The sequence below is a fragment of the Neobacillus sp. KR4-4 genome (assembly GCF_042136325.1).
Lineage (GTDB): Bacteria > Bacillota > Bacilli > Bacillales > Cytobacillaceae > Neobacillus.
The window spans coordinates 156,832-182,841 of the sequence record NZ_JBHHJU010000008.1 but is presented as its reverse complement, the minus strand read 5'-3'; the positions used below and the strand labels follow the sequence as shown (position 1 = coordinate 182,841).

Annotated in this window: 21 protein-coding genes; 2 read left to right on the top strand and 19 right to left on the bottom strand. The window is 42.9% G+C overall.

The genetic code is table 11. The annotated features are described in order from the left end of the window. Positions 1–425: 425 nt before the first annotated feature. Both ACE198_RS10950 and ACE198_RS10945 read left to right on the top strand, forming a co-directional pair. On the top strand, positions 426–941 hold the full coding sequence (locus tag ACE198_RS10950) for a CBO0543 family protein (protein WP_375375600.1): 516 nt from the start codon (positions 426–428) through the stop codon (positions 939–941). Positions 942–1,145: 204 nt separating this feature from the next. Further along, positions 1,146–2,267, top strand: coding sequence for an SLAC1 family transporter (locus ACE198_RS10945; RefSeq protein WP_375375599.1), 1,122 nt, complete (start codon positions 1,146–1,148; stop codon positions 2,265–2,267). 115 nt (positions 2,268–2,382) lie between these two features. On the opposite strand, the gene acnA is transcribed toward ACE198_RS10945, so the two are convergent. The 19 genes from acnA to ACE198_RS10850 form a co-directional block, all read right to left on the bottom strand. Next, positions 2,383–5,010, bottom strand: coding sequence for an aconitate hydratase AcnA (gene acnA / locus ACE198_RS10940; protein ID WP_375375598.1), 2,628 nt, complete (start codon positions 5,008–5,010; stop codon positions 2,383–2,385). A gap of 24 nt (positions 5,011–5,034) precedes the next feature. Further along, on the bottom strand, positions 5,035–5,976 hold the full coding sequence (locus ACE198_RS10935; RefSeq protein WP_375375597.1) for a hydroxymethylglutaryl-CoA lyase: 942 nt from the start codon (positions 5,974–5,976) through the stop codon (positions 5,035–5,037). 14 nt (positions 5,977–5,990) lie between these two features. Next, the gene (locus ACE198_RS10930; RefSeq protein ID WP_375375596.1) at positions 5,991–7,202 is read right to left on the bottom strand and encodes a CaiB/BaiF CoA transferase family protein; all 1,212 of its coding nucleotides are present in this window, start codon (positions 7,200–7,202) and stop codon (positions 5,991–5,993) included. Between the two features lie 135 nt (positions 7,203–7,337). Continuing rightward, entirely contained in the window at positions 7,338–8,522 is a 1,185-nt protein-coding gene (locus ACE198_RS10925) for an FAD-dependent oxidoreductase (protein ID WP_375375595.1), read from the bottom strand. A gap of 36 nt (positions 8,523–8,558) precedes the next feature. After that, the gene (locus tag ACE198_RS10920) at positions 8,559–9,698 is read right to left on the bottom strand and encodes a cupin domain-containing protein (protein WP_375375594.1); all 1,140 of its coding nucleotides are present in this window, start codon (positions 9,696–9,698) and stop codon (positions 8,559–8,561) included. 103 nt (positions 9,699–9,801) lie between these two features. After that, positions 9,802–10,635, bottom strand: a complete 834-nt coding sequence (locus tag ACE198_RS10915; protein ID WP_375375593.1) for a fumarylacetoacetate hydrolase family protein — start codon at positions 10,633–10,635, stop codon at positions 9,802–9,804. Between the two features lie 24 nt (positions 10,636–10,659). Beyond that, positions 10,660–12,135: an MmgE/PrpD family protein gene (locus ACE198_RS10910; RefSeq protein ID WP_375375592.1), complete on the bottom strand. Its 1,476-nt coding sequence runs from the start codon at positions 12,133–12,135 to the stop codon at positions 10,660–10,662. Then, a complete protein-coding gene (locus ACE198_RS10905; protein ID WP_375375591.1) occupies positions 12,101–12,907 on the bottom strand; it encodes an enoyl-CoA hydratase/isomerase family protein in 807 nt (268 codons plus the stop codon). The genes ACE198_RS10910 and ACE198_RS10905 overlap by 35 nt, the downstream gene beginning before the upstream one ends. A gap of 33 nt (positions 12,908–12,940) precedes the next feature. Next, positions 12,941–14,101, bottom strand: a complete 1,161-nt coding sequence (locus ACE198_RS10900) for an acyl-CoA dehydrogenase family protein (protein ID WP_375375590.1) — start codon at positions 14,099–14,101, stop codon at positions 12,941–12,943. 42 nt (positions 14,102–14,143) lie between these two features. After that, positions 14,144–15,112, bottom strand: coding sequence for a hydroxymethylglutaryl-CoA lyase (locus ACE198_RS10895; RefSeq protein WP_375375589.1), 969 nt, complete (start codon positions 15,110–15,112; stop codon positions 14,144–14,146). Positions 15,113–15,123: 11 nt separating this feature from the next. Further along, positions 15,124–16,317: a CaiB/BaiF CoA transferase family protein gene (locus tag ACE198_RS10890; protein ID WP_375375588.1), complete on the bottom strand. Its 1,194-nt coding sequence runs from the start codon at positions 16,315–16,317 to the stop codon at positions 15,124–15,126. Positions 16,318–16,341: 24 nt separating this feature from the next. Next, the gene (locus ACE198_RS10885; protein WP_375375587.1) at positions 16,342–17,313 is read right to left on the bottom strand and encodes an electron transfer flavoprotein subunit alpha/FixB family protein; all 972 of its coding nucleotides are present in this window, start codon (positions 17,311–17,313) and stop codon (positions 16,342–16,344) included. 56 nt (positions 17,314–17,369) lie between these two features. Continuing rightward, entirely contained in the window at positions 17,370–18,140 is a 771-nt protein-coding gene (locus ACE198_RS10880) for an electron transfer flavoprotein subunit beta/FixA family protein (protein WP_375375586.1), read from the bottom strand. Between the two features lie 162 nt (positions 18,141–18,302). Continuing rightward, entirely contained in the window at positions 18,303–19,484 is a 1,182-nt protein-coding gene (locus ACE198_RS10875; protein WP_375375585.1) for an MFS transporter, read from the bottom strand. A gap of 85 nt (positions 19,485–19,569) precedes the next feature. Next, positions 19,570–21,018 (bottom strand): aldehyde dehydrogenase family protein, encoded by a 1,449-nt coding sequence (locus ACE198_RS10870; RefSeq protein WP_375375584.1) that lies wholly within the window; start codon positions 21,016–21,018, stop codon positions 19,570–19,572. Between the two features lie 45 nt (positions 21,019–21,063). Continuing rightward, positions 21,064–22,569: a tripartite tricarboxylate transporter permease gene (locus ACE198_RS10865; RefSeq protein WP_375375583.1), complete on the bottom strand. Its 1,506-nt coding sequence runs from the start codon at positions 22,567–22,569 to the stop codon at positions 21,064–21,066. A 12-nt stretch (positions 22,570–22,581) separates the two neighbouring features. Further along, entirely contained in the window at positions 22,582–23,034 is a 453-nt protein-coding gene (locus ACE198_RS10860; RefSeq protein ID WP_375375582.1) for a tripartite tricarboxylate transporter TctB family protein, read from the bottom strand. Between the two features lie 91 nt (positions 23,035–23,125). Then, positions 23,126–24,145: a tripartite tricarboxylate transporter substrate binding protein gene (locus ACE198_RS10855; RefSeq protein WP_375375581.1), complete on the bottom strand. Its 1,020-nt coding sequence runs from the start codon at positions 24,143–24,145 to the stop codon at positions 23,126–23,128. Between the two features lie 106 nt (positions 24,146–24,251). Beyond that, positions 24,252–25,988, bottom strand: a complete 1,737-nt coding sequence (locus tag ACE198_RS10850; protein WP_375375580.1) for a thiamine pyrophosphate-requiring protein — start codon at positions 25,986–25,988, stop codon at positions 24,252–24,254. Between the last annotated feature and the right edge of the window lie 22 nt (positions 25,989–26,010).

Sequence of the window (26,010 nt, the reverse complement as noted above, 5' to 3'; positions counted from 1 at the left end):
AGTGTTTATTATAGGGTACCTAACATAGGGACTTTGTGATATAAATCACACTTTAACAGAAATAAGCCATCCAATTTCAAAGTATTTTGACCATCCACTTTAGTTTGTTATAAAAAACTGCCAACGACAAAGAGACGTGATTTTCAGTCACAATCTATAGTTGATTCACCACTTTCTTATCTATCATAATAGAAAAATTTTAGGAGGGGCCATCCAATATGGTTCCACATTACTCATCCACTTTTTGAATCATCCTTATCTAAAAACAAAGTACTGATAAATAGGATATTGTTTTAAAGAAAAAGCTAAAGCCCTTCTGATTTGAAGGGCTTTAAATTACAGAAGTTTATTTTCATGGCAGCTTAATAATTATTATAAGTAAGAAGGAAATACTATCTAACAAATACATTTATTTAGGTGATTCTATGCATACAATGTTTGCTGTTTTTTTTATCATAATTAGTTTATTCTTTGGTGTTTGGAAACGCCTAAATGAATTTTACCCAACTTTATTATTTTGGATTATAGGTGACCTGCTTTACGCTTCGTTACTACATGATTTTAGGGTATGGGAATTTCATCCTGTGTGGATTGACCACTTTATTCTTCCTACACATACCGTCATTGCTACTTCAATCGCATTTTTAATTTATCCATGTGTCATTGTTGTTTTCTTAGGTAGATTCCCTGAATCAAGTTTCAAAAAAATATGTTGGGTCGTTTTATGGGCTTTGATTTTCCAAGGTATTGAAGTAATAGCTTATCTATATAAAAGTATAATTCACCATCACGGATGGACACTTGCCTGGTCTTTAATTTTCAATATAGTTACGTATTCGTTATTAGCCATTCATAAATGGAAACCATGGGTAGCATGGCTTTTTTCTATTTTAAATATAATTTTGTTGTGGATAATATTTCATCCCCCACTTCCTAAGTAAAAAGAAGTCTGTTCCAGAAAGTCGAATACAAGAATGCTGATTAAATAATTAATATTAATGGTGTTATTAATAACTAATTGGAGACCTTATGAAGGCCCGTTATTTAAGCCTTCTTCCTAACTAAGTATAAAGTTCCTTGTTATCTAGCCTGAACAAATGTGCAGACCTCCAGATTGATTGATGGTATACTTGGTAGATACTACTATGGTAATGGTGATAAATGTGGTTTATTTAATGATTTTGATTTTCTTCATGGGTTGTATTATTTTATTTTTCACTTTTAAAAAACTTTATATTAGAACTTCAACCATGGCCATGGTTATGGCAATTGGGATTGTAACGCAAGGTGTTCTATTAAACTATTTCGGAATCCAGTTCTTCCAACATATAATTGGAAAAATTCTAAGCATTATTAACTTATCCCTTTGGTTTGCCTTTATTCTTTCTTTGGTCATTGCCAGTCTGGATGGAAAATTTAAAGACATCCATTATGCCAATCGGATCAATCGTTTTGGGATCGGTACATGGATTGCTGGTACATCTATTAGTGGCATTTTATTTTATAAACAATTTATCGAATTGGGATTTATTTCAGTTATTCTTGCTTTTATTAATATTTTCCTGTGGATGATTTATATTGGGATCAGTGTAAAAACTTTTATAGAAATCACTCGGACAAAATCATATTCGAATGTCCATGGGATTCTTCTTCTTACTACTGTTAGTACACAATCAATCGTCCTGTTACTTAACACTGTTTTCAAAGAGTTCCCGGATATCATTAACCTACCTTTACTAATCATAGGGTTTTGTTTTTATCTTGTTTGTGTTTTCTTTATTTTATATAGATACATAAAAAATCCTTGGTCTATTGAAAAGGATTGGAACAATACGAACTGTATTTTGCATGGGGCCTTATCTATTTCCGGGATTGCCTGTTTAGTCACCGGCATCATTAATATTGAAACGATAAGATGGATATGGCGAGCAGCCCTTTTTATTTTCATTATGGTAGAATCTATTGAAATTTACAGGCTTTTTAAACGGTTTAAACACTATGGCTATAAAAAAGCAATCTTTATTTATGATGTTACGCAATGGAGTAGAGTTTTTACTTTTGCCATGTTTTATACTTTTACATCTCTTATCCATACCCATTTATTGATTGGATCCATTGTGATAGACACAATCTTAAACGAAGGCGTATGGATAGTAATACTTCTTCTAATGTTTGAACTAATGCTTTATGTTAGTGATCTCATAAAAGCTAATAAACAATTATCAAGACAAATTAGTAAAGAAAACGAAGTAAGCTCTCCATTTTAATTGGGGAGCTTTTTCATTATGCCTATTTATTGTTGGCTGCCAATTGAAGCATGTGTCTGCCAGCCAAGTCTCGAAAGAGTTCCTTAATTTTTGATTTTACAACATGCTAATCTTTCTATCTCTCTACCCATTGGTCTAGGATACTCTGAAAAACACCCTTTTTCGAATAAAGCTCAATCTCCATGCGGGTATCCAAGCGCAATACTGTCTGGAACAGGGTCCTTGAGCCATCCGGTTTAATGGCTTCCACCCCCACCTTTTGTAACGGACTGAGCAACTCGTTCAATCCTATAATGGAATACGTCTCTAGACCATCCAGATTCATCGATTCATAGTTATCTCCAGGCAAAAATTGAAGCGGCACAATCCCCATCATAACCAAGTTACTTCGGTGAATTCGTTCAAAACTTTCCGCGATAACTGCTTTGACGCCAAGGAGGTAGGTACCCTTTGCGGCCCAATCCCTTGCACTCCCCATTCCATAGTCTTTGCCGGCTAAAATAATCAGCGGCGTATTTTCCTGTTGGTAGACCATGGATGCGGAATAGACATCCATTTCTTCCCCGCTCGGTACATAGAGGGTTGTACCTCCTGTTTTTTCTACTAATTTATTCTTAAGCCTTGGATGGGCAAAAGTTCCCCTGACAAGTACCTCATGATTTCCTCGGCGCGAACCGTAAGAATTGAAGTTGGCGGGTTCGACGTCTTGCTCAATAAGGTATTGTCCAGATGTACTCTCATAAGGAATGTTGCCGACCGGCGAAATATGGTCTGTAGTAACCGAATCACCGAGCATTAACAAGACTCTCGCTTGGTGAATATCTCCTGGCTTGTATTCTTTAATCTCCGCATTGAAGAAAGGGGATGCTTTAAAGTAAGTGGACCGATCATCCCACCTAAAAATCGGATGATCATCATATGCTAGACCCTGCCATTTCTCGTCCCCTTCAAATACATTTTCATAGGCTTCACGATATAAATCGGATGAAATTGTAGAATCCACTAGGCTGGCAATTTCCTCGGAACTGGGCCAAATATCCTTCAAATATATCTCTTTACCCAAGGCAGATCTGCCCAATGGTTCTCTCTCCAAATCAATATCCATGGTGCCTGCGATAGCAAAGGCGATAACTAAAGGAGGAGAGACCAAATAGTTTGCTTTTACTAAGGCGTGAATGCGTCCTTCAAAATTACGGTTTCCGCTTAATACGGCAGCAACCGTCAAACCCTGCTCCTGAATCTCATTTTCTACTTCTTCAGCCAGTTTGCCGCTGTTGCCAACGCATACTGCACATCCGTAACCGGCATGATAAAATCCCAGCTTTTCCAAATAGGGAAGTAATCCTGCTTTTTGCAAATATGCCGTTACCGCCTTTGATCCTGGTGCCAAAGAAGTTTGAATGGTTTTAGGTACGGTTAGGCCGTACTCCACCGCCTTCTTTGCCAAAAGCCCTGCCCCTATCATATTGAAGGGGTTTGATGTATTCGTACAGCTAGTAATAGCAGCAATCACGATGGAGCCATCCTTCAATTGCGTACTCCTATTCATCCCGTTAGAGCTAAGTGAAAGGGACTTGGGAAACGATTGTCTCACCGCAGAAATCGGCAATCTGTCTTGCGGTCGACTTGGACCCGAAACACTTGCTTCCACAGTCTGTAAATCAAACTTTATTAAGTCTGAGTAAGCTTTTCCATTTCCACTGGAATCGGGTATATGGAATAATCCTTGTTTTTTACAATATCGCTCCACAAGATCAACTTCCTCATCTCGTTTGCCCGTTATACGTAAAAATTTTAATGTCTCTTCATCAACCGGAAAGAATCCGCAAGTTGCCCCATATTCTGGCGCCATATTGGAGATGGTCGCCCGATCAGGGAGAGAAAGCCTCTTCAAGCTGGGACCAAAAAATTCGACGAATTTACCCACAACATTGTGCTTTCTTAGGAGCTCCGTTAACGTTAAGGCAACATCCGTCGCCGTAACTCCCTCCTTCAGCTGGCCAGTAATTTTGACCCCTACCACGTCGGGTACTGATATACTTACAGGGATACCTAGCATGGCTGCTTCTGCTTCGATTCCTCCAACACCCCAACCCAACACTCCTAATGCATTTACCATTGTGGTATGGGAATCCGTACCGATTACCATTTCGGGATGAGCGATGCTCTCATCATTTTGATTCGTTAATTGTACAACTTTGGTCAAGCATTCCAAATTAACTTGATGAATGATGCCATTAGCCGGTGGGATGACGCGAAAGCCTGCGAAGGATTGCTGCGCCCATTTTAAAAACCTGTATCTTTCCTGATTTCGTTCATATTCTATTTGAAGATTGTTTGAAAAAGCAGATGTTGATCCATAGTAATCAACTTGAACCGAATGATCGATAACCAAATCAACGGGAATAACGGGATTTACGTGACTTGGATCGATTCCTTCCTCCATCAATCGTTGACGAAGCGACACCAAGTCGACTAAAGCCGGAACACCCGATGCATCTTGCATAATAACTCGTGTGGGCATAAGCGGAATTTCAACCGATTCATTAGAGCTTCTTGAAGCCACTCGGATCAAATCCAGTTCTGTAAGTCCGAGTCTGCTTTGATTTCGCATGAGCGATTCAAGCAGTATCATCGTTGTATATGGCAAGTTACCCACATTCACAATACCACTTTGTCCCAACGACTGCAGGCTGTTAATGGTAATCGATCCATTGGCAGTACTTAACATTTGCTGAAACACTCGTAATCCTCCATTTCTCACTAACTATAACTTTACTTTTTGCTGAGCCTTTGGACTTGCAGATAAGTCCGAACATTTGCCAGCTTTCAAAACAAAGCTGTCTACATATTGCGGAAGACTCTGCTGAATATCCATTGCCGCCTCCAGTACGCTATTTAATGAAACACCGGTATGAATTCCCATTTCCTCAAATCCGTGAATCAAATCCTCAGAAGCTATATTTCCGCTGGCTCCGGGTGCATAAGGACAGCCTCCCAATCCGCCAGTGGAGCTGTCAAAATGAACAATGCCTTCCTCCCATCCAGCCACGGCATTGGCAAACGCCATGCCTCTTGTATTATGAAGATGAAGTGAAAAAATGAAGTCCGGAAATCTCCTCATTAATTCACGAACATTGTTTTTAATTCGCAATGGATTTGCCATACCCGTTGTATCGGCAAGTGAAACTTCCTTAATTCCTAAGGAACGGTACCGTTCACATATCATCACAAGACGTTCGACTGGAATTTCACCTTCATAGGGGCATCCAAACGCAACAGAGATCGACCCCGATACCTTCATGCTGTTTTTTTCTGCTAGATCAATTAGCGGTTCAAACTTCTGAAAAGCCTCTAGCGTCTTGCAGTTTGCATTACTTATGCTATGGGAATCGGAGGCAGACAGCATCAGCTTCACCTTGTCTACGCCAGCTACAATGGCTCTTTCCAAACCGCGGGTATTTGGAACCAGTGCCCTCAGCTTCACATGTTCCGAGCGTTTGATTCTTTTCAACACTTCATCCGCATCTTTCAATTGCGGAATCGCTTTGGGATGAACAAAAGAAGTAACCTCAATCTGTTTGTGGCCGCAATCAATCAATTGATTAATAATTCCGACTTTTTCTTCCGTTGGAATCCATTCACTGACGCTTTGAAACCCGTCCCTTGGACAAACCTCAGTAATTATAATCTCTCTATTACTCGCCAAGTTTGAACACTCCTTTATATCACTTTTTTCTCTTTTAAACTAGCAATGGTTCCTTCGTCCAGTTCCAAGAGTTTTTTTAGAATTTCATCATTATGCTCGCCTAAATCCGGAGCAATTTGCCTGATGGAACCCGGTGTTTCAGAAAATTTTGGAACCACACCTGGGATCTTAACTTTCCCTAGACGCGGATGGTCGACTTCCACAATATTTTCTCTCGCCTGATACTGAGGATTTTCAAAAATATCCTTAATACTGTAGATTTGACTCATCGGTACGCCGCATTCGTCTAGGAGATGCTGCAGTTCGTCCTTTGTTTTCGTTTTCACCCAATCGGAAACAATCCCATTGACTTCATCAAATCGCGTCAAACGGACCGAGTTGGTATGATAGCGTTCATCCGTCAGCATATCTTCACGATTCATGGCTTTTGCCAAACGCTCAAAGGTCTTGTCAGAGCTCGTAACCAAAATCACCCACTGTCCATCCTTGGTCAGAAAATTCCCTGCAGGTGCTGAATGACCGCTCAATCCCGGTGACCTCTCTTTGATGGTGCCAGTCTGATCATAGTCCGTAACCAAAAATTCCATCATTCTAAACATTGATTCATATAAGCTGACATCTACGTATTGACCTGAGCCTTGCTCCTGACAATCCCTGTGATACAAGGCTGTAACCGCAGCAAAAGCGACATAAATCCCTGTAATATAATCCGTTAAGGAAAAAGAAGGACTGATTGGCGGGCGATCAGGGTATCCATGCAAATACGTAAAACCGCTGAAGGCTGTGGCGGGTGTACCGAAACCTGCTTTGTGTGAATAAGGGCCGGTCTGTCCATAACCTGTTACCCTGATCATGACTAAATCAGGATTGATTTTTCTCAGATCTTCATAGCCAATCCCCCATTTTTCCAATGTTCCGGTTCTGAAGTTTTCAATGATCATATCAGATTTGCTAACCAGTTTTCTTAGTATTTCCTTGCCCTCTTCCTGGTGCAAATCCAACGTAATGGATTTCTTATTACGAGCCATACCAGGCCATCTTAATCCTTCTCCTTTATAATAGGGTCCCAGATTACGCAGTGGGTCACCGACCTCGGGCATTTCAATTTTAATAACTTCTGCCCCAAAATCACCAAGAAGTGTAGCACCATAGGGAGCTGCAATAACAGTTGATAAATCGAGAATACGGATACCCTCTAAGGGACCTTTCGATTTATTAAATTTCATGTATGATCACGCCCTTGAATTTATATTAAATCAAATGATTTCTCTTCAAAAAAGGTATACGTAAAGGCTATATCCATAAATGTATAAAGGAATATAGCCTTTGAATTACTTGAATTAGAACCTGCCTATTTATTTTTAAACAGTAGTAAGCACTTTCTCTTTGTAAAGCCAATCTAAATAGTTGTAATCGTCTGCTGAACGGTTCAGCATGATTGTATTACGCAGAAGTCTTGTAACCGAATCTTCTGCATGCTTGATTTCTCCCCAAGTCCGTGCTCCACGCTGCACCTGTGCCGTTCTTGGCATGCGATCTTGTTGGTATTCGTCCAATGCTTTCGCTATATTTGAACCGTTCGCACGGATTTTTTCAGTTAAACAAACTGCATCTTCAAGTGCTTGACATGCCCCTTGTGCAAGATATTGCAGCATCGCATGAGCACTATCTCCCAGGAGCGTCACGCGATTGGTTGACCATTTATCCAGTGGTTCGATATCAAACAGCTTTGTGACCAAACCGCGTTCTGCAAACTTCAGTGATTCTTTAATGGTCGAACAGCTATCGCCAAACATTTGATGGAGTTCCTCCACAGTCCCCCAATCATCGGAGTTTTCATTAAATTTGTAGCTTTTGAATACCGCTACTTGGTTAATAACACTCTTATAACGTACCGGATACTGTACCAAGTGAATGCCAGGTCCAATCCACGTTAATTTTTCGTCCCAATCGATATCAATCGTCATTTCAGACATCGGAACAGTAAAGCGATAGGCCACATACTGAGAGATAACTGGATCTGCTTGACTTACTAGTTTACGTGCCATTGAACGGATCCCATCCGCACCAATGACTGTTTCCGCTTGCAGTACCGCTCCGTTTTCACAACATAATTCTACATAATCTTCGGATTCTTCAATGGATTCCAATTTATGATTAGTTAAAAATGAAACATTATCTAACGATTGACAAGCCTTCAGCAAAACACTATGCAAATCAGAACGATGGATAACAATGTACGGATATCCGAAACGATCACGGAATGAATCTCCAAATTGAACGGCCGACAGCTCCTTACCGCTTAACGCGTCCATGAACACATGACGGCGGGGAAACACCGCCAGTTTATAGACTTCATCCAGTACTTCCAAAGCATCAAGCGCCCGTAAGCCGTTCGGACCTACCTGCAATCCGGCGCCCACCTCACCAAACTGTGGAGCCTGCTCGAGCAGTGTTACTTTTTTTCCTAATTTAGCAATTCCGTAAGCAGCAGCTAAACCCCCTATTCCACCGCCTACAACGATAACCTCTTTAACTTCTCCCACCATAATCACCCCATATATGAAATTAGATTATTTCTACTAATCTATTGCTATTACATCTGAGAGTTCAGGCTCAAAAACTGATAGAATCGCCTGGTAACCGACATTTTCTGGATAAGCTTCTTCTCGTTCAAAGCCAAAAGGCTCCAAAATTGGCAGATCGTTCGTAGAAAATAAAAATGCCTCTTCTGTTTCAGATGTATTCACATGTTCATGCCAGGTCCAGGCCGGCAGTGCGAAGAAGTCGCCTGCTTCCCAGTCAAAACGAACACCGTTCATCACCGTATACCCGCTTCCCTTGTGCACATGATATACCGAGCTGTGCATATGGCGATGCGCTTTACCCCTATATTGAATCGGCAGCTTCTGCATTCTGGCGCCAACTCTTCCATTTGCGTCCTTGCCGGTGGATGGATTGATATATTCCACGGCGAATCCGTCGAATGGATCTGGAGCTAAATCACTTTGTCCTTCTAGTGCTTGTTTTGTCAAATCCCATGTGTATCGGCCGAGCGGTGCAGGTGATGGCTTGCGATCCGAAATCGGCCGTACCATCCCACCCGCATAACGCTTTGTGCCGTAATCATCAGGAAACTCAACCGGCTGCTGCTCCTGCGGATACAGTTCGAAGAATGAACTTGTCAGTGCAGAAGTGAATGGGATATCTAAACAGTCCATCCAGAGTACCGTTTCGTCTCCTTCATTTACATGATCGTGCCAGCACCACTCCGGCGTAATAACGTAGTCCCCCGGTTCGAAATGATATTTCACACCGTTCACAATGCCGGATGCACCCTGGCCTTCCATAATAAACCGCAATGCTGAAGTCATATGCCTGTGTGATGGAGCGATTTCCCCTGGATTAAGCGCTTGAACGGCAGCATACAGCGTTTGCGTTGCCCCGCCCCATCCGTGTGGTTCCAAATGCTTCATACCTGGATTGATTAAATAAATGGCTCGCCGATCAATGGATCCCGTCCCTACCTCGAGTAGCTCCTTGGCTTTATCTAGGGCCTCAAGGATTTGCCTTTTTTTCCACAAATACGGAACAGCTCGCGGCTTTGGCTGATGTGCGCTGAATACGGAAGCCCATAAAGGACCCATATTCTTATCCTTAAGCTCTTGGTGGAAATCCAACAATTCTGGTGTCCATTGTTGTTTTGATTTATGTTCAGACATATTACTTCCCCACTTTCGTAATAACGTACAGTAACAATAAAATCATTTAAGTAGTCTCATATTCGAATCAAATAGTATTAATTTAAACAAACAAATAATTTGGTCATATTCCCGGCTTGAAGTCGACCTGTACAGAAAATTCACCGATTCTTTCGATGTGAATTCGAACAATATCACCTTTAGTAATTGGAGCAACTCCTTCCGGTGTTCCAGTCGTAACAATATCCCCAGGAAGAAGCGTCATGACACTGGAAGCTGCCTCAAAAAATTTATAGCAATCGTAAATGAGATCACTCGTGTTGGCAGATTGTCTGATTTCATCATTAACCCACAGATTCATTTGCAGTTGATTAGGATTTTCCACTTCGTCACCCGTCACAATCCATGGACCGATTGGAGTAAAGGTATCAAAGGATTTTCGCCATGGCCGATCTTCCTTACCGCGGACCGTAATGTCCATTAAAGCAAGGTATCCGAAGATGTACTTAGACGCATCCTCCGCCTTAACATCCTTGGCCTCCTTACCGACAACGAAAGCAATTTCCGCTTCATGATCCACTCTTCGGTCCCTGAACGGCAGCAGCACCGTTTCATCAGGCCCAATAATCGAAGAAGGCGATTTAAGGAAAAATCCGAGACCGTCCACCGTTGAAGCGGTGTTCATCTCTTGTTTGTGCAGGATATAATTAATAGGAGCTGCTACGATTTTGCTCGGATTTGGGACAGGGGCACGTAATGACACGTCCGATAATTGATATACAGGACAAGAACCTATGCCAGCTTTAATTTTGGGTTTCAAAACATCGAATTCTCCCATCAGTTTGACTAGGGAAGCTTGCGGTTCCTCGTTACTCCAAGATGTTAATTCAGTAATATCGATCACACTGCTGCCATCGACAACACCAACGCGATATTCATTGAACAATGCAATTTTCATTTTGATACTCCTTCCATTTGATTCTTACTTTGAAATCAAATCATTTGTTTTTTGTTTATAATCATTCAATTGGTTGTGTATCTCGTTTATCCAATCACTGAAGTATGTGAACGTGTCGATTCGTAAACCTTGATCATATAGCTCATGGGCAATTTGCTCCATGCTGCCATAATTAAGGAAGGACTGGGCGTAATGACTCAAACAACTGATCCACTTCTCTCGGTGCTCTTTTTCGCTCAGGGGGTATTCTTTGGAACCCGGTGAATGTTGAAGCGTTTTTGCATACATTTGACCGTTCTTTGTCTTAATTTCTATTTCTACAGGCAATCTTCGATTGAGTCGCTTGTCCTCCTCCGTTTCCTGCAGTTCTATCACCTTGACCATAGGCAGCAAATTCTGAATGTCCATACGCTGCACTTGCTCATCCTCAAAACTGCTCAACCGAACATGTCCATCGGCTATCGCTGCAAGGACGGTATATTCGGCACTAAACTTTCCCTGTAAGCCTGTGACAGGACGTGAATGTACCAAAGGCAAGAGACTTCTCGGCTGTGCCCGAAGCACAATTGCCTGTACAGCATCCAAACTCAACTGATATTCCGCTTTGAGATCAAGCGCCCCTTGGATAAAGCGGTGTGTACCAAAGCAGCAAGGGAACTTCTTGACGGATAACCCCTCTAACATATCGTAAGGCTCTCCGAATCTGATGAGGTTCATCGCGTACAGGAGCTCCTCCTCATCGGCCCCGCCGCTAAACGCCATGAAAAAGCCGCGTTTTCCAAAAATATCACGATTCCCTGTAAAGCCCTGTTTAGCAAGCAATACCGCCTGAATGCCGTGTGATCCCGACAATCCAACATGCAGCGACTTGGTCATGGAACCGAAATTCTTCTGTAGCCCACCTGTCATCGATGCAGCGATAGCAATGGCATGGGAGCATTGCTCCGCATTGAGATGAAGCAGATAGGAGGCAGCAGCAGCCGCTCCAATCGTACCCAACGTATCGGTGGCATGCCAGCCGAGATTGTAATGCCGTATCCCCATAACCTGCCCAATGCGGATCATAACTTCCGTGCCGATGCTATAGGCTGTAATGACCTCCTTCCCCGAGCTCTTAAGCTTCTCGGCAAGAGGTGTTATCGCAGACAGAATCGGAGCACTTGGATGGATGACGACACCAACCGAAGCATCGTCATAATCCAACACATGGGAAGCCGTCCCGTTTATGATGGCTGCTTTATCGCAATCAACTTTCACAGGCTCCCCCCAAAGAGAAGAGACACCGCCCTGCCCGCTCTCCTGCGAGACATATACCTTTTTAGCCTTTTCTACAGCAGGTTCATTCCATCCTGCTAAAGCTACTCCTATCGTATCAATAATGGCCCTCTTGGCTAATTCCACCATTTCTTCTGGAAGCTGATGATAGGATGTTTCCGTAATAAAGGCAGCGAGCCTTGTCATGAAATTATTGATTTTTCCATCTTGGTCTACGTTTTTCATTAAATGCTGCCACTCCCTCTAACCGGTCTTCCGATGTCACTAACTGGTTGTATGCTGCAATATCCAGAGCGTAGGCCGTATGGTAGTCTGTTTCGGATCCTTGGTTAATCGAGACTTTTGCCGCTCTTACTGCCATTGGCGCGGTGTTTGCAATCAATTCTGCCAATTCCAGTGCCGTTTCCAGCGCTATTCCTTTGGAAACGACTCGGTTGACCATACCCCATTCGTAAGCTAATGCTGCATCAATTTTTCGTCCTGTATAGATAAGCTCTTTGGCACGGCGTACCCCAATTGCTCGAGCCAGATTTTGCAGCCCTCCGCCACCAGGTAAAATTCCTCTTAATGCTTCCGACAATCCGAAAACAGCTGTTTCCGAAGCAATGATAAAATCAGTCGAAAGTGCCAATTCACATCCTCCAGCAAGTGCATAGCCTTCCACGGCGGCAATGATAGGTACCGGGAATTCCCGAGTCAACAGGACCAAGTCCTCAATGATATGATGTTGTCGTTTCCACGTGCCGTCACTCATTCCGTTACGTTCTTTTAAATCGCCTCCGGTGCTGAACGCTCTCTCCCCTGCTCCGGTAATAACAACGCATCTTAAATCTTCGTTAAAGGCCTGCTCGCGGAATAGCCTTAGCCTTTCCTCAAGCATTTTAGTATTCATCGCATTCATTACTTCTGGTCTATTTAGCGTGACAACCAGAATTTCGTTATTTTCACCCTTAAATTCAACCTTCAGCATTTCATAGGATTCTTGCACTATACTCACAGCATTCGCTCTCCTTTCCTTACTTCTTCTTACTTAATATGATCTTGGCATTTTCAATACGTGCTGACCTACATAGCTTAATATCAGATTCGAAGAGATTGGAGCTATCTTCATCATTCTTGCTTGCATCCACTTGCGGTTAATGTGATACTCGTTTGCTGCAGCATAGCCGCCGTGCGTTTGCATACATGCTTCAGCCGCATGATACGCAGCCTCAGAGCAAAGGTACTTCGCCATATTTGCTTCTGCACCAGCCTGTAGATTGTTATCGAATTTAGTTGCTGCTTTATACATAAGTGCCTCCGCAGCTTGAAGCTCCATATACGCTTGAGCAATCGGGAATTGGATGCCCTGGTTTTGGCCGATAGGACGGTTAAATACAACACGCTCATTCGCATACTTGACAGCTTGGTCAATAAACCACTTCCCGTTGCCAAGAGCGGAACCAGATACAAGAATCCTTTCTGCGACCATTCCGTCCATCACGCAGTATAGTCCTCTTCCTTCTTCACCAATTAAGCATTCCTCAGGAACTTCAAGGTCGTTGAAGAACAATTGATTCGTGTCTCCGCCTAGCATAGTAGAAATTTTCGTTGATTCAATTCCGTTTCCAACTTCACGGGTATCAATCAGGAACAAGCTGATGCCGTGAGTTCTCTTTTCTACTTTGTCAAGTGGTGTTGTACGGGCCAGAAGCAACATCAAGTCTGTGTTATTGAAGCGGGAAATAAAGATTTTTTGGCCGTTAATAATGTAACGGTCTCCCTTTTTCTCGGCAAATGTTTTAATTTTAGTTGTGTCCGTACCAGCATCCGGCTCTGTTACTGCAAAGGTCTGCAGTCTTAAGGAACCGTTTGCAATTTGCGGTAAATATTTACGCTTTTGTTCCTCACTGCCGTGTCTAAGAAGTGCACCCATTGTATACATTTGAGCGTGAACCTGGTTAGAGTTTCCGCCAGATCGGTTGACTTCTTCTAAGATAATGGCTCCTTCTGTAAACCCTAACCCTGAGCCACCATACTCTTCCGGAATTAATGCACCTAACCAGCCTGCATCGCTCATTGCTTTTACAAATTCTGTCGGATAGGTATGTTCCTCATGGGAGTGTCTCCAATAATCTAAATCAAACCGGGAACAAACCTCTCTCACGCCAGCGCGAATATCATTTTGCAGGTCAGAAAATTCAAAATCCATCTTTAATTCCTCCACGTTCTATGATTATTTTTTTCTATTAATTTATGATCCTTGTACCTGCATCCAGGATTGTGGTCTAATTCCAGGAAGAACCCCGCCCTTGGACAGATGCCCAGGAAGCTCTCGGCCCACAATTTGTTCAACCATCTTGGAGCATTCGACTAGAGCTTCCAAGTTAAGTCCGGTATCAATGCCCATTTCTTCGCACAGAAATGCGACATCCTCTGTAGAAATGTTTCCTGGTGCCCCTTTCACTGCAGCAAATGGACATCCTCCTAGTCCTGCAACCGCCGTATCGAATTCCCAAAGGCCTTCCTGTAGCGCAGCGTATACGTTTGCGAGACCCTGTCCGCGTGTATCATGCAGATGCAAATGTATATTAATTTCCGGCCATTTATCCTGAATGGCACGAACCGTTCGTTTAATCTGTTCCGGGTTGGCCCAGCCCATCGTATCAGCTAATTTGACTTTTTGAATCCGTTCTCCATAACTTTCTGCCAAGGAAATGACCTTGCCCATGATGTTAAGCAAATGATCCAAATAGATGTAGCCTTCAAAGTTACAGCCAAAGGATGCCATAAATCCCATCTGTTTCACAGGAATGCCTGCTGCCTGATAGGCTTCAATCCATTCTGGCAACGCTTTCAGCATTTCACTGGTCGATTTATTCAAATTCCGCCTCGAAAAGGCATCACTTGCAGATAGAACAAGACTTCCGTCCAATGTAACGTTATTGGCTAGCGCTCGCTCCAGCCCTTTCAAATTCAGATATGCTGCACGATAAGCCACCCCTTGCACTCTCTCAATCTTTGCTAATACTATTTCCGCATCTGCCATCTGCGGAACCCACTTCGGACTGACAAAAGATGTAACCTCTATGTTTTTGAGTCCAGTCTGGCTCAATGCATTAACGAAAGCAATCTTATCCTCTGTGGGAATATTGCTTGCTTCCGATTGAAAGCCTTCCCTTGGCCCTACCTCATACAATTCAACGTGTTGGGGTAATGTCATAGTCTTACCTCCTAACCAACAATGCTCTTACTCTTGAGCTGCTCCAATATTTCTTTTGAATAATTTAATGAGTTAAGAATTTCATCCGTATGCTCCCCTAGCAGTGGGGGTAATGATTGAAGATTGCCTCGTTCTTCATTGATTCGGAATGGAAGATCGACCATTCTGAAATCAGAAACCCTAAAATCTTCAACTGGTTTAATCATTGCAAGCGCATTCACTTGTTCATCGCAGAGCACCCGATCCAATGTATTGATTGGACAACTTGGTACATTGTATTCCGCCATTAAGTTAACGAGGTCGTCCACTTCATATCCTAAGGTGACTTCTTCAATAATATGATGAAGCTCTTTACGGTTTAGAACCCTGGTCGAATTGGATTCAAATCGAGGATCCTCGACCAGCTCTGGCATCTCAAGCGCCGCACATAAATTTTTAAACAATCGATTGTTTCCCGCAGCGATAATCGCCCATTGGTCCCCTTTTGTTTTAAAAGCTTCATAAGGTGCAGTCGTCGCCATTCCCGTTCCCATCTTCTTCGGAAGATTTCCGGATGCCATGAACGTAGAAAGTTGTAATGTAACCCATGCAATTCCCGTTTCTAACAGACTGTTTGCTACTTTGCAGCCTTTGCCGGTTTCGTTGCGTTGATGAAGGGCACTTAGTATACCAATCAAAGACCACATGCCTGTTGCCATATCCACAATGGATACGCCGACGCGGGCTGGGTCGTCACCCACATTTCCTGTCAAACTCATAATGCCGCTATATGCCTGAATAAGTGGGTCGTAGCCTGGCTTGTTTTTCATTTTCCCCTTATCTCCGAACGCACTAATCGCCGCGTATATTAATGAAGGATTGATTTCGGATAATTGCTCATAGCCGAGTCCGCGAAATTCTTCGCTTCCTGGCTTCAAGCTATGGATAAAGATGTCTGCAGTCTCGCATAATTGATGGACAATTTTCTGCCCCTCTGGATGATTAAGATCCACACAAAGGCTTTTCTTATTACGATTTAACGCCAGGAAGGTGGAAGATTCCCCTCCCCATAATGGCGGATGCCAATGCCTCGTATCATCTCCATGTCCCGGACGTTCAATCTTGATGACTGTCGCTCCTAAATCGCCTAACATTTGTGAACAAAATGGGCCCGCAACGTTTTGCGTTACATCAATGACTGTAAGACCCGAAAGAATATTAGCCATGTTCGTTTCCCCTCTTTCTTTTCTTTATACTGGAACTTTATTGAACTCTTCAGTCAACATTGGAACCACTTCAAATAGGTCCCCTACAATTCCATAATCAGCCACTTTGAAAATCGGCGCTTCAGGATCCTTATTGATCGCTACGATAATTTTGGAATTAGACATCCCAGCCAAATGCTGCACCGCGCCGGAAATGCCGCATGCAATATATAAATCAGGTGTTACCACTTTCCCGGTTTGACCCACCTGCATTGAGTAATCACAGTATCCTGCATCACAAGCTGCACGGGACGCACCAACAGCCGCTCCCAGAGCTTTTGCTAATTCATGAATCGGGTTGAAGCCTTCTGCACTTTTCACTCCCCGGCCACCCGAAACAATAATTTTAGCCTCTGTCAAATCAATGGTGCCTGCTGTCTTTCTTACGACATCTTTAATGACCGTGCGAATATCGGTAATGGCTGCTTTATGTTCGATGGTTTCTGCCGTGAGCCCCGTATCTGGTTCGCCTTTGTCGATATTATTAGAACGAATGGTGGCAAAAATTGTTCCATTAGTGATTTTTTTCTTTTGAAACGCTTTTCCTGCGTAAATCGGGCGAACAAAGACCACTTCATCTCCTTGAACGTTAACCTCTGTACAATCAGATACTAATCCAAGTCCCAAACGAGCTGCTGCCCGTGGTGCCAAATCACGCCCCATAGCAGTATGACCGAGTAATACGGCGTCAGGCTTTACGATATTAAATACTTCAGTGAACGCTTGCGTGTAAGCATCAATTGAAAAATCATTCAATTCCTCGTTGGTAACCAAGTAGACTTGAGCCGCACCATAATGCCCCAGCTGCTCCGCATCTCCTTTATCCCCTTGCCCGAACAATACCGCCGTGACTTTTCCACCGTCCGCTATTTTTTTGGCAGCAGCAAGCGCTTCAAAAGAAACATTTCTCAAATTACCATTGCGTTTTTCAGCAACAACTAATACATCTTTACTCATCGATGCCCTTCCCCCTTAAATGATTAAGATTCAAAAAAGTTTACTATCTATTGAGATTATTGCACTACCTTCGCTTCAAAGCGCAGCGATTCTACGAGCTCAGAGACCTGTTCGGGCAGTTCCCCTTGTAGAATTTTTCCTGCTGTTTTTTCGAGCGGCAAATATTGTTCTGATACTTCTGTTTTCGAAAGAATTTCCTCAATATTCAGACTCAGGTCAGCGGCTTTAATCCGTTCTATCGGTTTTTTCTTTGCTTTCATGATTCCCGGAAGTGACGGATAACGTGGTTCATTTAAACCCTGTTGTGCAGTGAGCAGTACAGGTGTAGCGGCTTCAATAATTTCGATATCTCCTTCTACGTCTTTTTCTACTCTTACTTTACCGTCTTCGACTTCAAGATTTGTAATGGTAGAGATATGAACGATTCCTAACTCTTCCGCTAAGCGTGGTCCAACCTGAGCTGCTCCGTCATCAACCGCCATATATCCGCCTAAAATCAAATCATAACTATCTCTTTTCGCAACAATAGCTAATACTTTGGAAATCATATATTCATCACCGAAAATAGATTCATCATCGACAATGATCGCCTTATCAGCTCCCATTGCCAAAGCCGTACGGAGTGCAGCCTCAGCACGTGGCGGGCCAACAGTCACAACCGTTACTTCTCCACCGAGTTTTTCCTTAATCGCCACCGCTTCTTCGACAGCGTATTCATCATAAGGATTAATGACGAATTTAACTCCTTCCTCACTTACTTTCCCATTCTTAAGTACAATTTTCTCTTCTGTGTCAAATGTTTGTTTGAGCAACACCAAAGTTTTCATATAAACCTCCTGAAAGTAAAATAATCATTTTTGGTTCCAAAAATTATTTTTGAATAATCTGTATATTTAAAATTTAACACAAGAAAACACATATTACTAATATCTATTAAATAGACTTACCATATGATTTAAATATGGAAACAGAGGAATTCTTCTAAGAAATTACATATGCTTTTGCTGATTCTTGGTCGTTTTAACATAAACAGGTAAGGGACGTGTGACATATCCAAAGGCCATAAGAACGAGACCGCTGCCCCAAAATATAGCTGAGACCCCAATCAAACCGCCAATTCCTCCAAAGATGACCGGAATGGCAAATTGGGAAACACGATTAATCATCATCTGGACTCCTAATACTTCTCCACGGCGGTCGGGTGAGGATTCCTCTAATAACGCGGCAGTGCTAAGCGGCTGCGCCAGGCCTAGACCAGCTCCTAAAATACCAACCAACCCAAATAACAAAACGATCCAAGGGGAGAACGGGATAACTAGATAAATGATACCAGTAACGAAAAGAGACCACGTAAGTATCCTCATGCGGCCAAAAGAGCGAACGAGAGTCGTTTGGGTAAATCGAATAACCAGCATGGCCAGACCGAGGAAGGAGAGGAGAAGTCCTGTCAGAGTTGGACTGATGCCCATATTGTCGGCAAGCAATGGAAAGTACACGCTAAATAGTTCTCTATAGGAAAAGATCAATCCCCCAATAAGAATCGCATTGCGCATGTCACGGTTTCGAATGAGGGTCCAAATCGATTCGCTTCCCTGCAAATTTGCTTTTTCGTTCTCATCCGTTTTTTGCATGCTCTCTCCATCTAAATTCCTCATACCCATCTCACTGCACAATGCAATGGCAATGAGCAACATATTAAAAATGATACAAATATCGTACCCATAGTGATCATAAAGAACGGAACTAATAATTGGGCCAATCATTGCGCCAACTGAACCAAACAGACTGTAGTTGGCCACCATCCGATCGATGTCACCTCCTAAGCTGCCAATTCTCTTCTGCAAGGCGAGCATCAGGCAGGTTGAAGCAATACCAACCATAGCTAGCTGGAGTAAAAAAATGAAAAAGGATGGGAATATGATAGTTAACAATAAGGAAATCAAATACATGGCATGCCCGATAATTACCATGGGACGTGTCCCTAAATGATCAACCCATTTGCCAATATGCATGGCCAAAAGGGCCGGACAGATAGCAGAACTAGCAATAATTATGCTGATTTCTTGAGGTGAAAGACCTAAGGAATAGGAGTATAAAGAAACAACAGGTTTAATTCCTGTAATCGTAGTGATAAGAATCGTATTCATCAGAATAATAATGTAATAATTCAATAGATTCACCGCCAAGATAGAGGTGCAAGGACCTCAAAATGGTAAATAAAAAAAGGACTCCCCAAATTTGGAGAGCTTTTTTAAACTAGCAAACATTATTTTTTTTATGGAAATTAATCCCATGGTATTCAATAAATTCATCAAAAACTTCGATGGATTTTTCTCTTCCAATTCCACTTTGCTTGATCCCGCCAAACGGGATGTATTTTGAACCTAAAAGTGTCTGTCCATGTCCATTTATGAAGGTCATACCCGCTTCTATTTGATTGGCAACGCTCAATGCACGATCAAAATCCGAAGACCATATGGAAGACCCCAAACCAAATTCAGAATTGTTGGCCATCTGAATAACCTCTTCTTCCGTATGATAGGGAATCAGCGGAAGCACTGGACCAAATTGTTCACAGGTTACAATCTCGACGTTTGGATCAACATCTCGAACAACAACTGGTTGAAGATAGTATCCATTATCCCAATTTTCAGGTTCCAGCACCTTCCCTAACTTGACTAAGTTAGCCCCACTTTCCTCGAGTCTATCGATTAGTTCACTAATCCTTTGATATTGAAGTTGGTTGTTAATAGGGCCCATTGTGGTCTCTTCATTCAATTGATACCCAATTTTATAGGAATCTGATAATTCACAAACTTTTTCATAGAACTCTTCATACATACTATAAGGAACGTAAACTCGCTTAATCGCAAAGCAGAATTGCCCCGTTCTTCGGAATGCCCCTTCGACGATTTTAGGAGCGACTTCATTCAGATCGGCGTCGTCTAGTACAATGGCCGGATCGTTACCGCCTAATTCAAAGTGAACCCCTTTGAGTGTTTCAGCAGCCGATTTCATGATCGTCACGGCGGTATTCCCTCCCCCAGTAAAGGAAATTTTACGAACAAGCGGATGAGAGGTTAGAGCACTTCCTACATCGCCTCCTCCAAGAACAACATTAATTACACCTGGAGGGAAAAATTCCGCCATGGTTCTTAATAACGTTACTACGCCCATTGAAGCAGTTGGAGACGGCTTGACAACAATAGGATTGCCTGCAAGGAGGATGGGCGTTATTTTTTGTAAGGTCAGAATGATAGGGGCATTCCACGGAACGATACAAGCAATCACACCCATCGGCCTCTTCACTATGCTTACCCAACCGCCTTCATCCTCTATGATTCTCTTTTGAAAGGCAGAAGGCGCCATTTCTATCATATTTCTCATATCCATCAACCCTAACTTGACCTCATCAACGGTTCTGCCAAGCAGGATGCCGTTTTCTTTAGCCGTCACACTGGCGATGAAAAACGCATTTCTCTCAATTTCTTCCGCAGATTTCAATAGGATTGACATTCTTTCTTCAAGTGAAGTTTGGCTCCAGGATTGGAAGGCTCGATGCCCAGACTGCACAGCTGCATCAATATGGTTTGCATCTCCTCTGGCGATATAACCAACTACTTCACTTAATCTGCCTGGGTCCTTCACTTCATCATAATGTTCTGTTGTCACATCCTCATTGTTGATAAACAAGTTCACCTTCATATGCAATCACCCCCGTTATGTCCATTTCTTTCATTCACTCCTATATTACATTTCAACATCGTCTGCGAGATTCCCACGCTTATTTTTTACTCCGCTATAGACGCTAATTGCAAATATAATGAGGGCAACACCCATGATAACGGCTGAAATCGGCTCCGTAAAAAAGATAAGAAACCCTTCGGTTGAAATAGATAAGGATTGCAGCATTGAAGTCTCCAATTGTGACCCCAATATAAAAGTTACAATCATCGCGGACATAGGGATATCCAATTTTTTCATGATATAACCAATAACCCCAAACATCAGCATCATCCCAACATCCCAAAGGCTGCCATTTAGACTGTAGGTTCCAACCAAGATGACCATCAGGATAATCGGAAACAATAATTTATATGGTATCATCGCAATTTTGGCCCACATACCAACTAAAGGCATGTTCATGATTAGTAATAAAACATTCCCAATAAACATACTGGCAATCAAGCCCCAAACAAAGTCCGGATTTTTCGTAAACAGGGCTGGCCCTGGCGTTAAACCGTGCATAATGAATGCTCCTAAAATGACCGCCATAGTCGGCGAGCTAGGCAGACCTAAGGAAAATAATGGAATTAAGGCCGCACCGCTGTGAGCGTTATTCGCCGTTTCAGGGCCGGCTACTCCCTCGATCGCTCCCTTTCCAAAGCGAGATGGATCCTTTGCAGCCTTTTTTTCTACAATGTAGGAAAAGGTTGACGCGATAATGGAATTTGCACCTGGGATGACTCCGAGAAGCATTCCGATGCCAGTTCCCCTTCCGATAGATTTTAAAGTTGCTCCCCATTCATCCCGCCTAGGAAGAAGTCCTTTGACCTTTTCTGGTTTGGTAACTTTCGCTGGGTTTTCCGCATTCAGCAAAATTTCAGAAATTCCAAACAGACCCATGGCCATGACTGCAAAATCAATTCCATCCATCAACTCGATGGAGCCAAATGTGAAACGGAATTCTCCGGTGACCATGTCTTGTCCTACCATGGCCAGCAATAAACCAAGGAATGCAGCAATTAATCCCCTGACCAAAGACTTTCCCATCAATGCCACAATCATCAGCATGCCTAGCAGCATAATTGCAAAGAACTCCGGAGGACCAAACTTCAACGCAAATTTAGACAGAACAGGACCCACAAATGTAAGTGCTGTTACTGCAACTATCCCACCGATAAACGAACCAATTGCTGACACCCCAAGAGCTACACCCGCACGCCCCTTTTTCGTCATCTCGTACCCGTCGATACATGTAATGACCGATGCCGCCTCACCTGGCACGTTCACTAATACAGAGGTAATCGTTCCACCATACATCGAACCATAAAAGATTCCGGAAAGCATAATAATCGCAGAGACTGGCTCCATCCCGAAAGTAAGGGGAATAAGTAAAGTAGTTCCAGATACTGGACCAAGTCCAGGGAGTACACCGATGACCATCCCAAGCATTACACCAATAAGGCAGTAGAGAAGATTTGACCAGCTCATAGCCGTTTCAAATCCATGCAAAAGCAATAACAATGAATCCATTTATCTGTCCCCCTAAAATAGTATCCCGCCTAAAGGTAAGTACACCTTTAAGATTGTATTAAACAACCAGTAAATGAATACTGTTATTCCCACAGACATCAATAAGGTGGTGTACCATTTATACTCTTTATAGAACAACATAGCCAAAAAAATAACACCCGCAAGTAGGAATCCGAATAATGAAAAGATTATTACGAAAAGGACCAAACTGATAACGATAAATAAAATATGTTTGAGAGAACGTCCAGTTGGCCATGATTCACTGCTTGCATTTTTCCCTTTCACGCTATCATACATATACCAAATCGCGAGTGCCATCAGGATAGCGCTCAACCAAGTAGGAAAAAAACCCGGTCCCGGTCCAAGAGCACTAGAATAGGAATACTGTAAGGACAGTACAAACAAGAAAAGAGCTAGAAGGAAAATGACTGCACCAGCCCATATCCCTGACTTGTAATTACTCATGATTGAAATTATCCCCTTCCATGAACAAATTGAAAATGGTGGGAATTCAGGAGTCAACCTGAAAACCCACGGATGTTTCAATAACGTGGTCTTATTTGATTAGTCCGAGTTCTTTTAACATTTTGCCAAATCTTACATTCTCTCCATCTACCTCTTTTTGGACAACCTCAGGACTGCCATATTGAGTCTGTAATGAGGCATGCTCGAACTCTTTTAACACTTCAGGATCTTCCATTGTTTTCTTAACCGCTTCTTCTAGCATCGTAATGATTTCCTTTGGCACACCCTTCGGTGCGAAAAGCGAGGTATTGCTATCGATTGCAATATCGAAGCCTTTATCTTTCAACAAAGGAATATCTGGAAAATATGGAACAGGTACACTTGCGGCATTAAATATTGCGCGGAGCTCTCCAGATTCAATAAGCGCTTTGGCATCGCTCGGCTGTACCATAGCACCTTGAACATGACCGCCTAGAACTCCTGTGATTGCTGGAGGCGTTCCTTCAAATGATACCGCCTTGGCATTAAGATGTGCCATCTTTTCAAGTTCTGCCATCGGAAGATGAGCCCCTGAACCAATCCCCCCGGCTACACCATATGAAAATTTACCAGGATTCTTCTTCACATAATCAAGCCATTCTTCAAACGTTTTCCAAGGTGCATCTGCTTTCACAATCATGATTTGCTGGTTTCCGAATACTTTTGAGATAGGTTGAAAACTGTCATATGAGTATTTCACATTTCCATACAAAGGCTGCATGGAAATAGCACGGTGTGTAGACATTGCAATGGTGTATCCATCAGGCTTGGAGTTAAACAAATCTGTGATCGCAATCGAGCCGCTGCCGCCTGGTTTATTCACTATCACTAGCTGAGCATTTGGCAAATATTTAGGAAGGTATTTTTCCAGGATTCGGGCACCAATGTCTGTAGAGCCGCCCGCAGCAAATGGCACGAGTACTTCAATCGGTCTTTTAGGATACTCGATTTTGGTTTGTTTTTCATTATTGGCTGCCGTCACTGCATTCGAACCCGTTGATTTGGAAGAGTCAGAACAACCTGCCAGTACAATAAGTAAAGCTGACAAAAAAAGCATAACGAATTTTTTCATTTTTCAACCTTCCCCCTACTTAAAAATTTCACAGCTTTATTTAAAAAAACACGTGGTTAACCGTTCATCACCTCCCAATGAAATCAAACTCTCAGAAAAACTCAAATTAATAATCTTTCTGATTCGATATTTTGGCCAGGCGGACATCCACCACAGCTGATTTCCCGTTTTTCACTTCATTCATGGCCAGCTGTAATACTTCAAGTAACTCCCTTGGATCTGTCACCATCCTCGCGTATGCCCCACCTGCCGCTTCAGCTATTTTTGCTAGATCGGCAGATTGATCAAAATTCACCCAGTAACTGTCTGTTTTTTTGGCTATACCATCCGGATACCGTTTTAATAGATTCTGCTTCGTTGCATTCCAGCCTTCATTGTTGTAAATGACGGTTAAAAATGGAGCTTGATATCTGCGCGACATCCAGTGAACGGATGACGGAACGCTGAATAAGTATGAACCGTCACCGGTTAAGGTCACTACCGTTTTCGTTGGATCTGCAAGCTTCATTCCAATGGCTGCGCCGCCGTTCCACCCCAAGGAAGTACCGCCGCTTGAAAACATGGTTCCTTCCTTAGAGCGCGGCAAATGTTTGGCTACCGTCATGGTATTCGTAATTGTCTCATCTAATATGATGGTCTCTTCGTCCACCACTTTTCTTAAACAAGCAGTAAGCCATTCTGGCGAAATTGTATTTCCTTCTATCTGTGTTTCCTGCTTCCAAGCTACACGTTGCTCATCATGATGCTGCACTAAACGAAAATAACGCTCTTGTACTTGCACCTCATTAATATCCATCTGGGCTAGAGCGCCATTTAATTGAAGTAAGGAGACATATGCATCGGCACGATAATTTTTCATCGCGGGAATGTGCCATAATGGCATTTCTTCCTTGATTGGATCTAAATCAATGTAGTAGACTTTGCAATCACCCTTTGGTTGAACCAGTGTAGTCACCCAAGGGACATCTGTATCAATGGCGATAACGACGTCCGCTTCGGGAATAAGTGGGTTGGGATCGTACCCAAGATGCAGTGGGTGATCCCTCGGGAAATTTACGTAAGTAGGAATTTGCTCGACTACAGGTATCGCAAGTCTTTCACAAAACTCAACCAGTTGCGGGACCGACTTCGTCATTCTGCCTAAATAGGAAGTAATCACCAATGGATTTCGAGCTTCTAATAAAGCCCTTACAATTTCGTCAAGTCCCCATATAGGGATAGAGGACGGTTCAATTGGCGCCCATTCCCCCCAAGAATCCGGCAGCCTCTCCACATTTTCCTCTAGAACTTCTCTTGCACCGGTCAAATAAACGGGGCCAGCCGGATCGCTTTTAGCCATCTGCATCGACCGGTAAATGAGCTGTTTAACGTTCTTTCCCGTTCTGATATCTGATTCCCATTTGACATAGGACCTGAGGATTCCTCGTTGATCGTATACATTTTGCAGGTAATTCACATAGGAATTGCGGCTGCCAGGAAGCTCTCCGTCCATAGTAATCGGTGTTTCTCCTGCGAAAATGAACACTGGAACGCGAGCTCGGAATACATTATGAACAGCACCTCCCAGATTTTGAGTCCCCACATCCGTATGAATGATCACGCCCTGCGCCTGGCCGGACAGCATCGCATACCCTTGAGCCGCGGATAAAGCGACACTTTCGTGCGGACAAATGATAGCCTTGGGAAGTTCCTTCCCTTCCTCCTTGGCCTTTGCCAAGGCTTCAATCATCGAAGGATGATCGCTGCCCAGATTGCAAAACAAGTAGGAAATGCCAACTTCCTGAAGCGCTTCCATTAAAGCGTCAGCCGTCGTATACCTATCAAACTTTTGTGTAACGTTCATGATTTAATCTCCTTTTGTATCT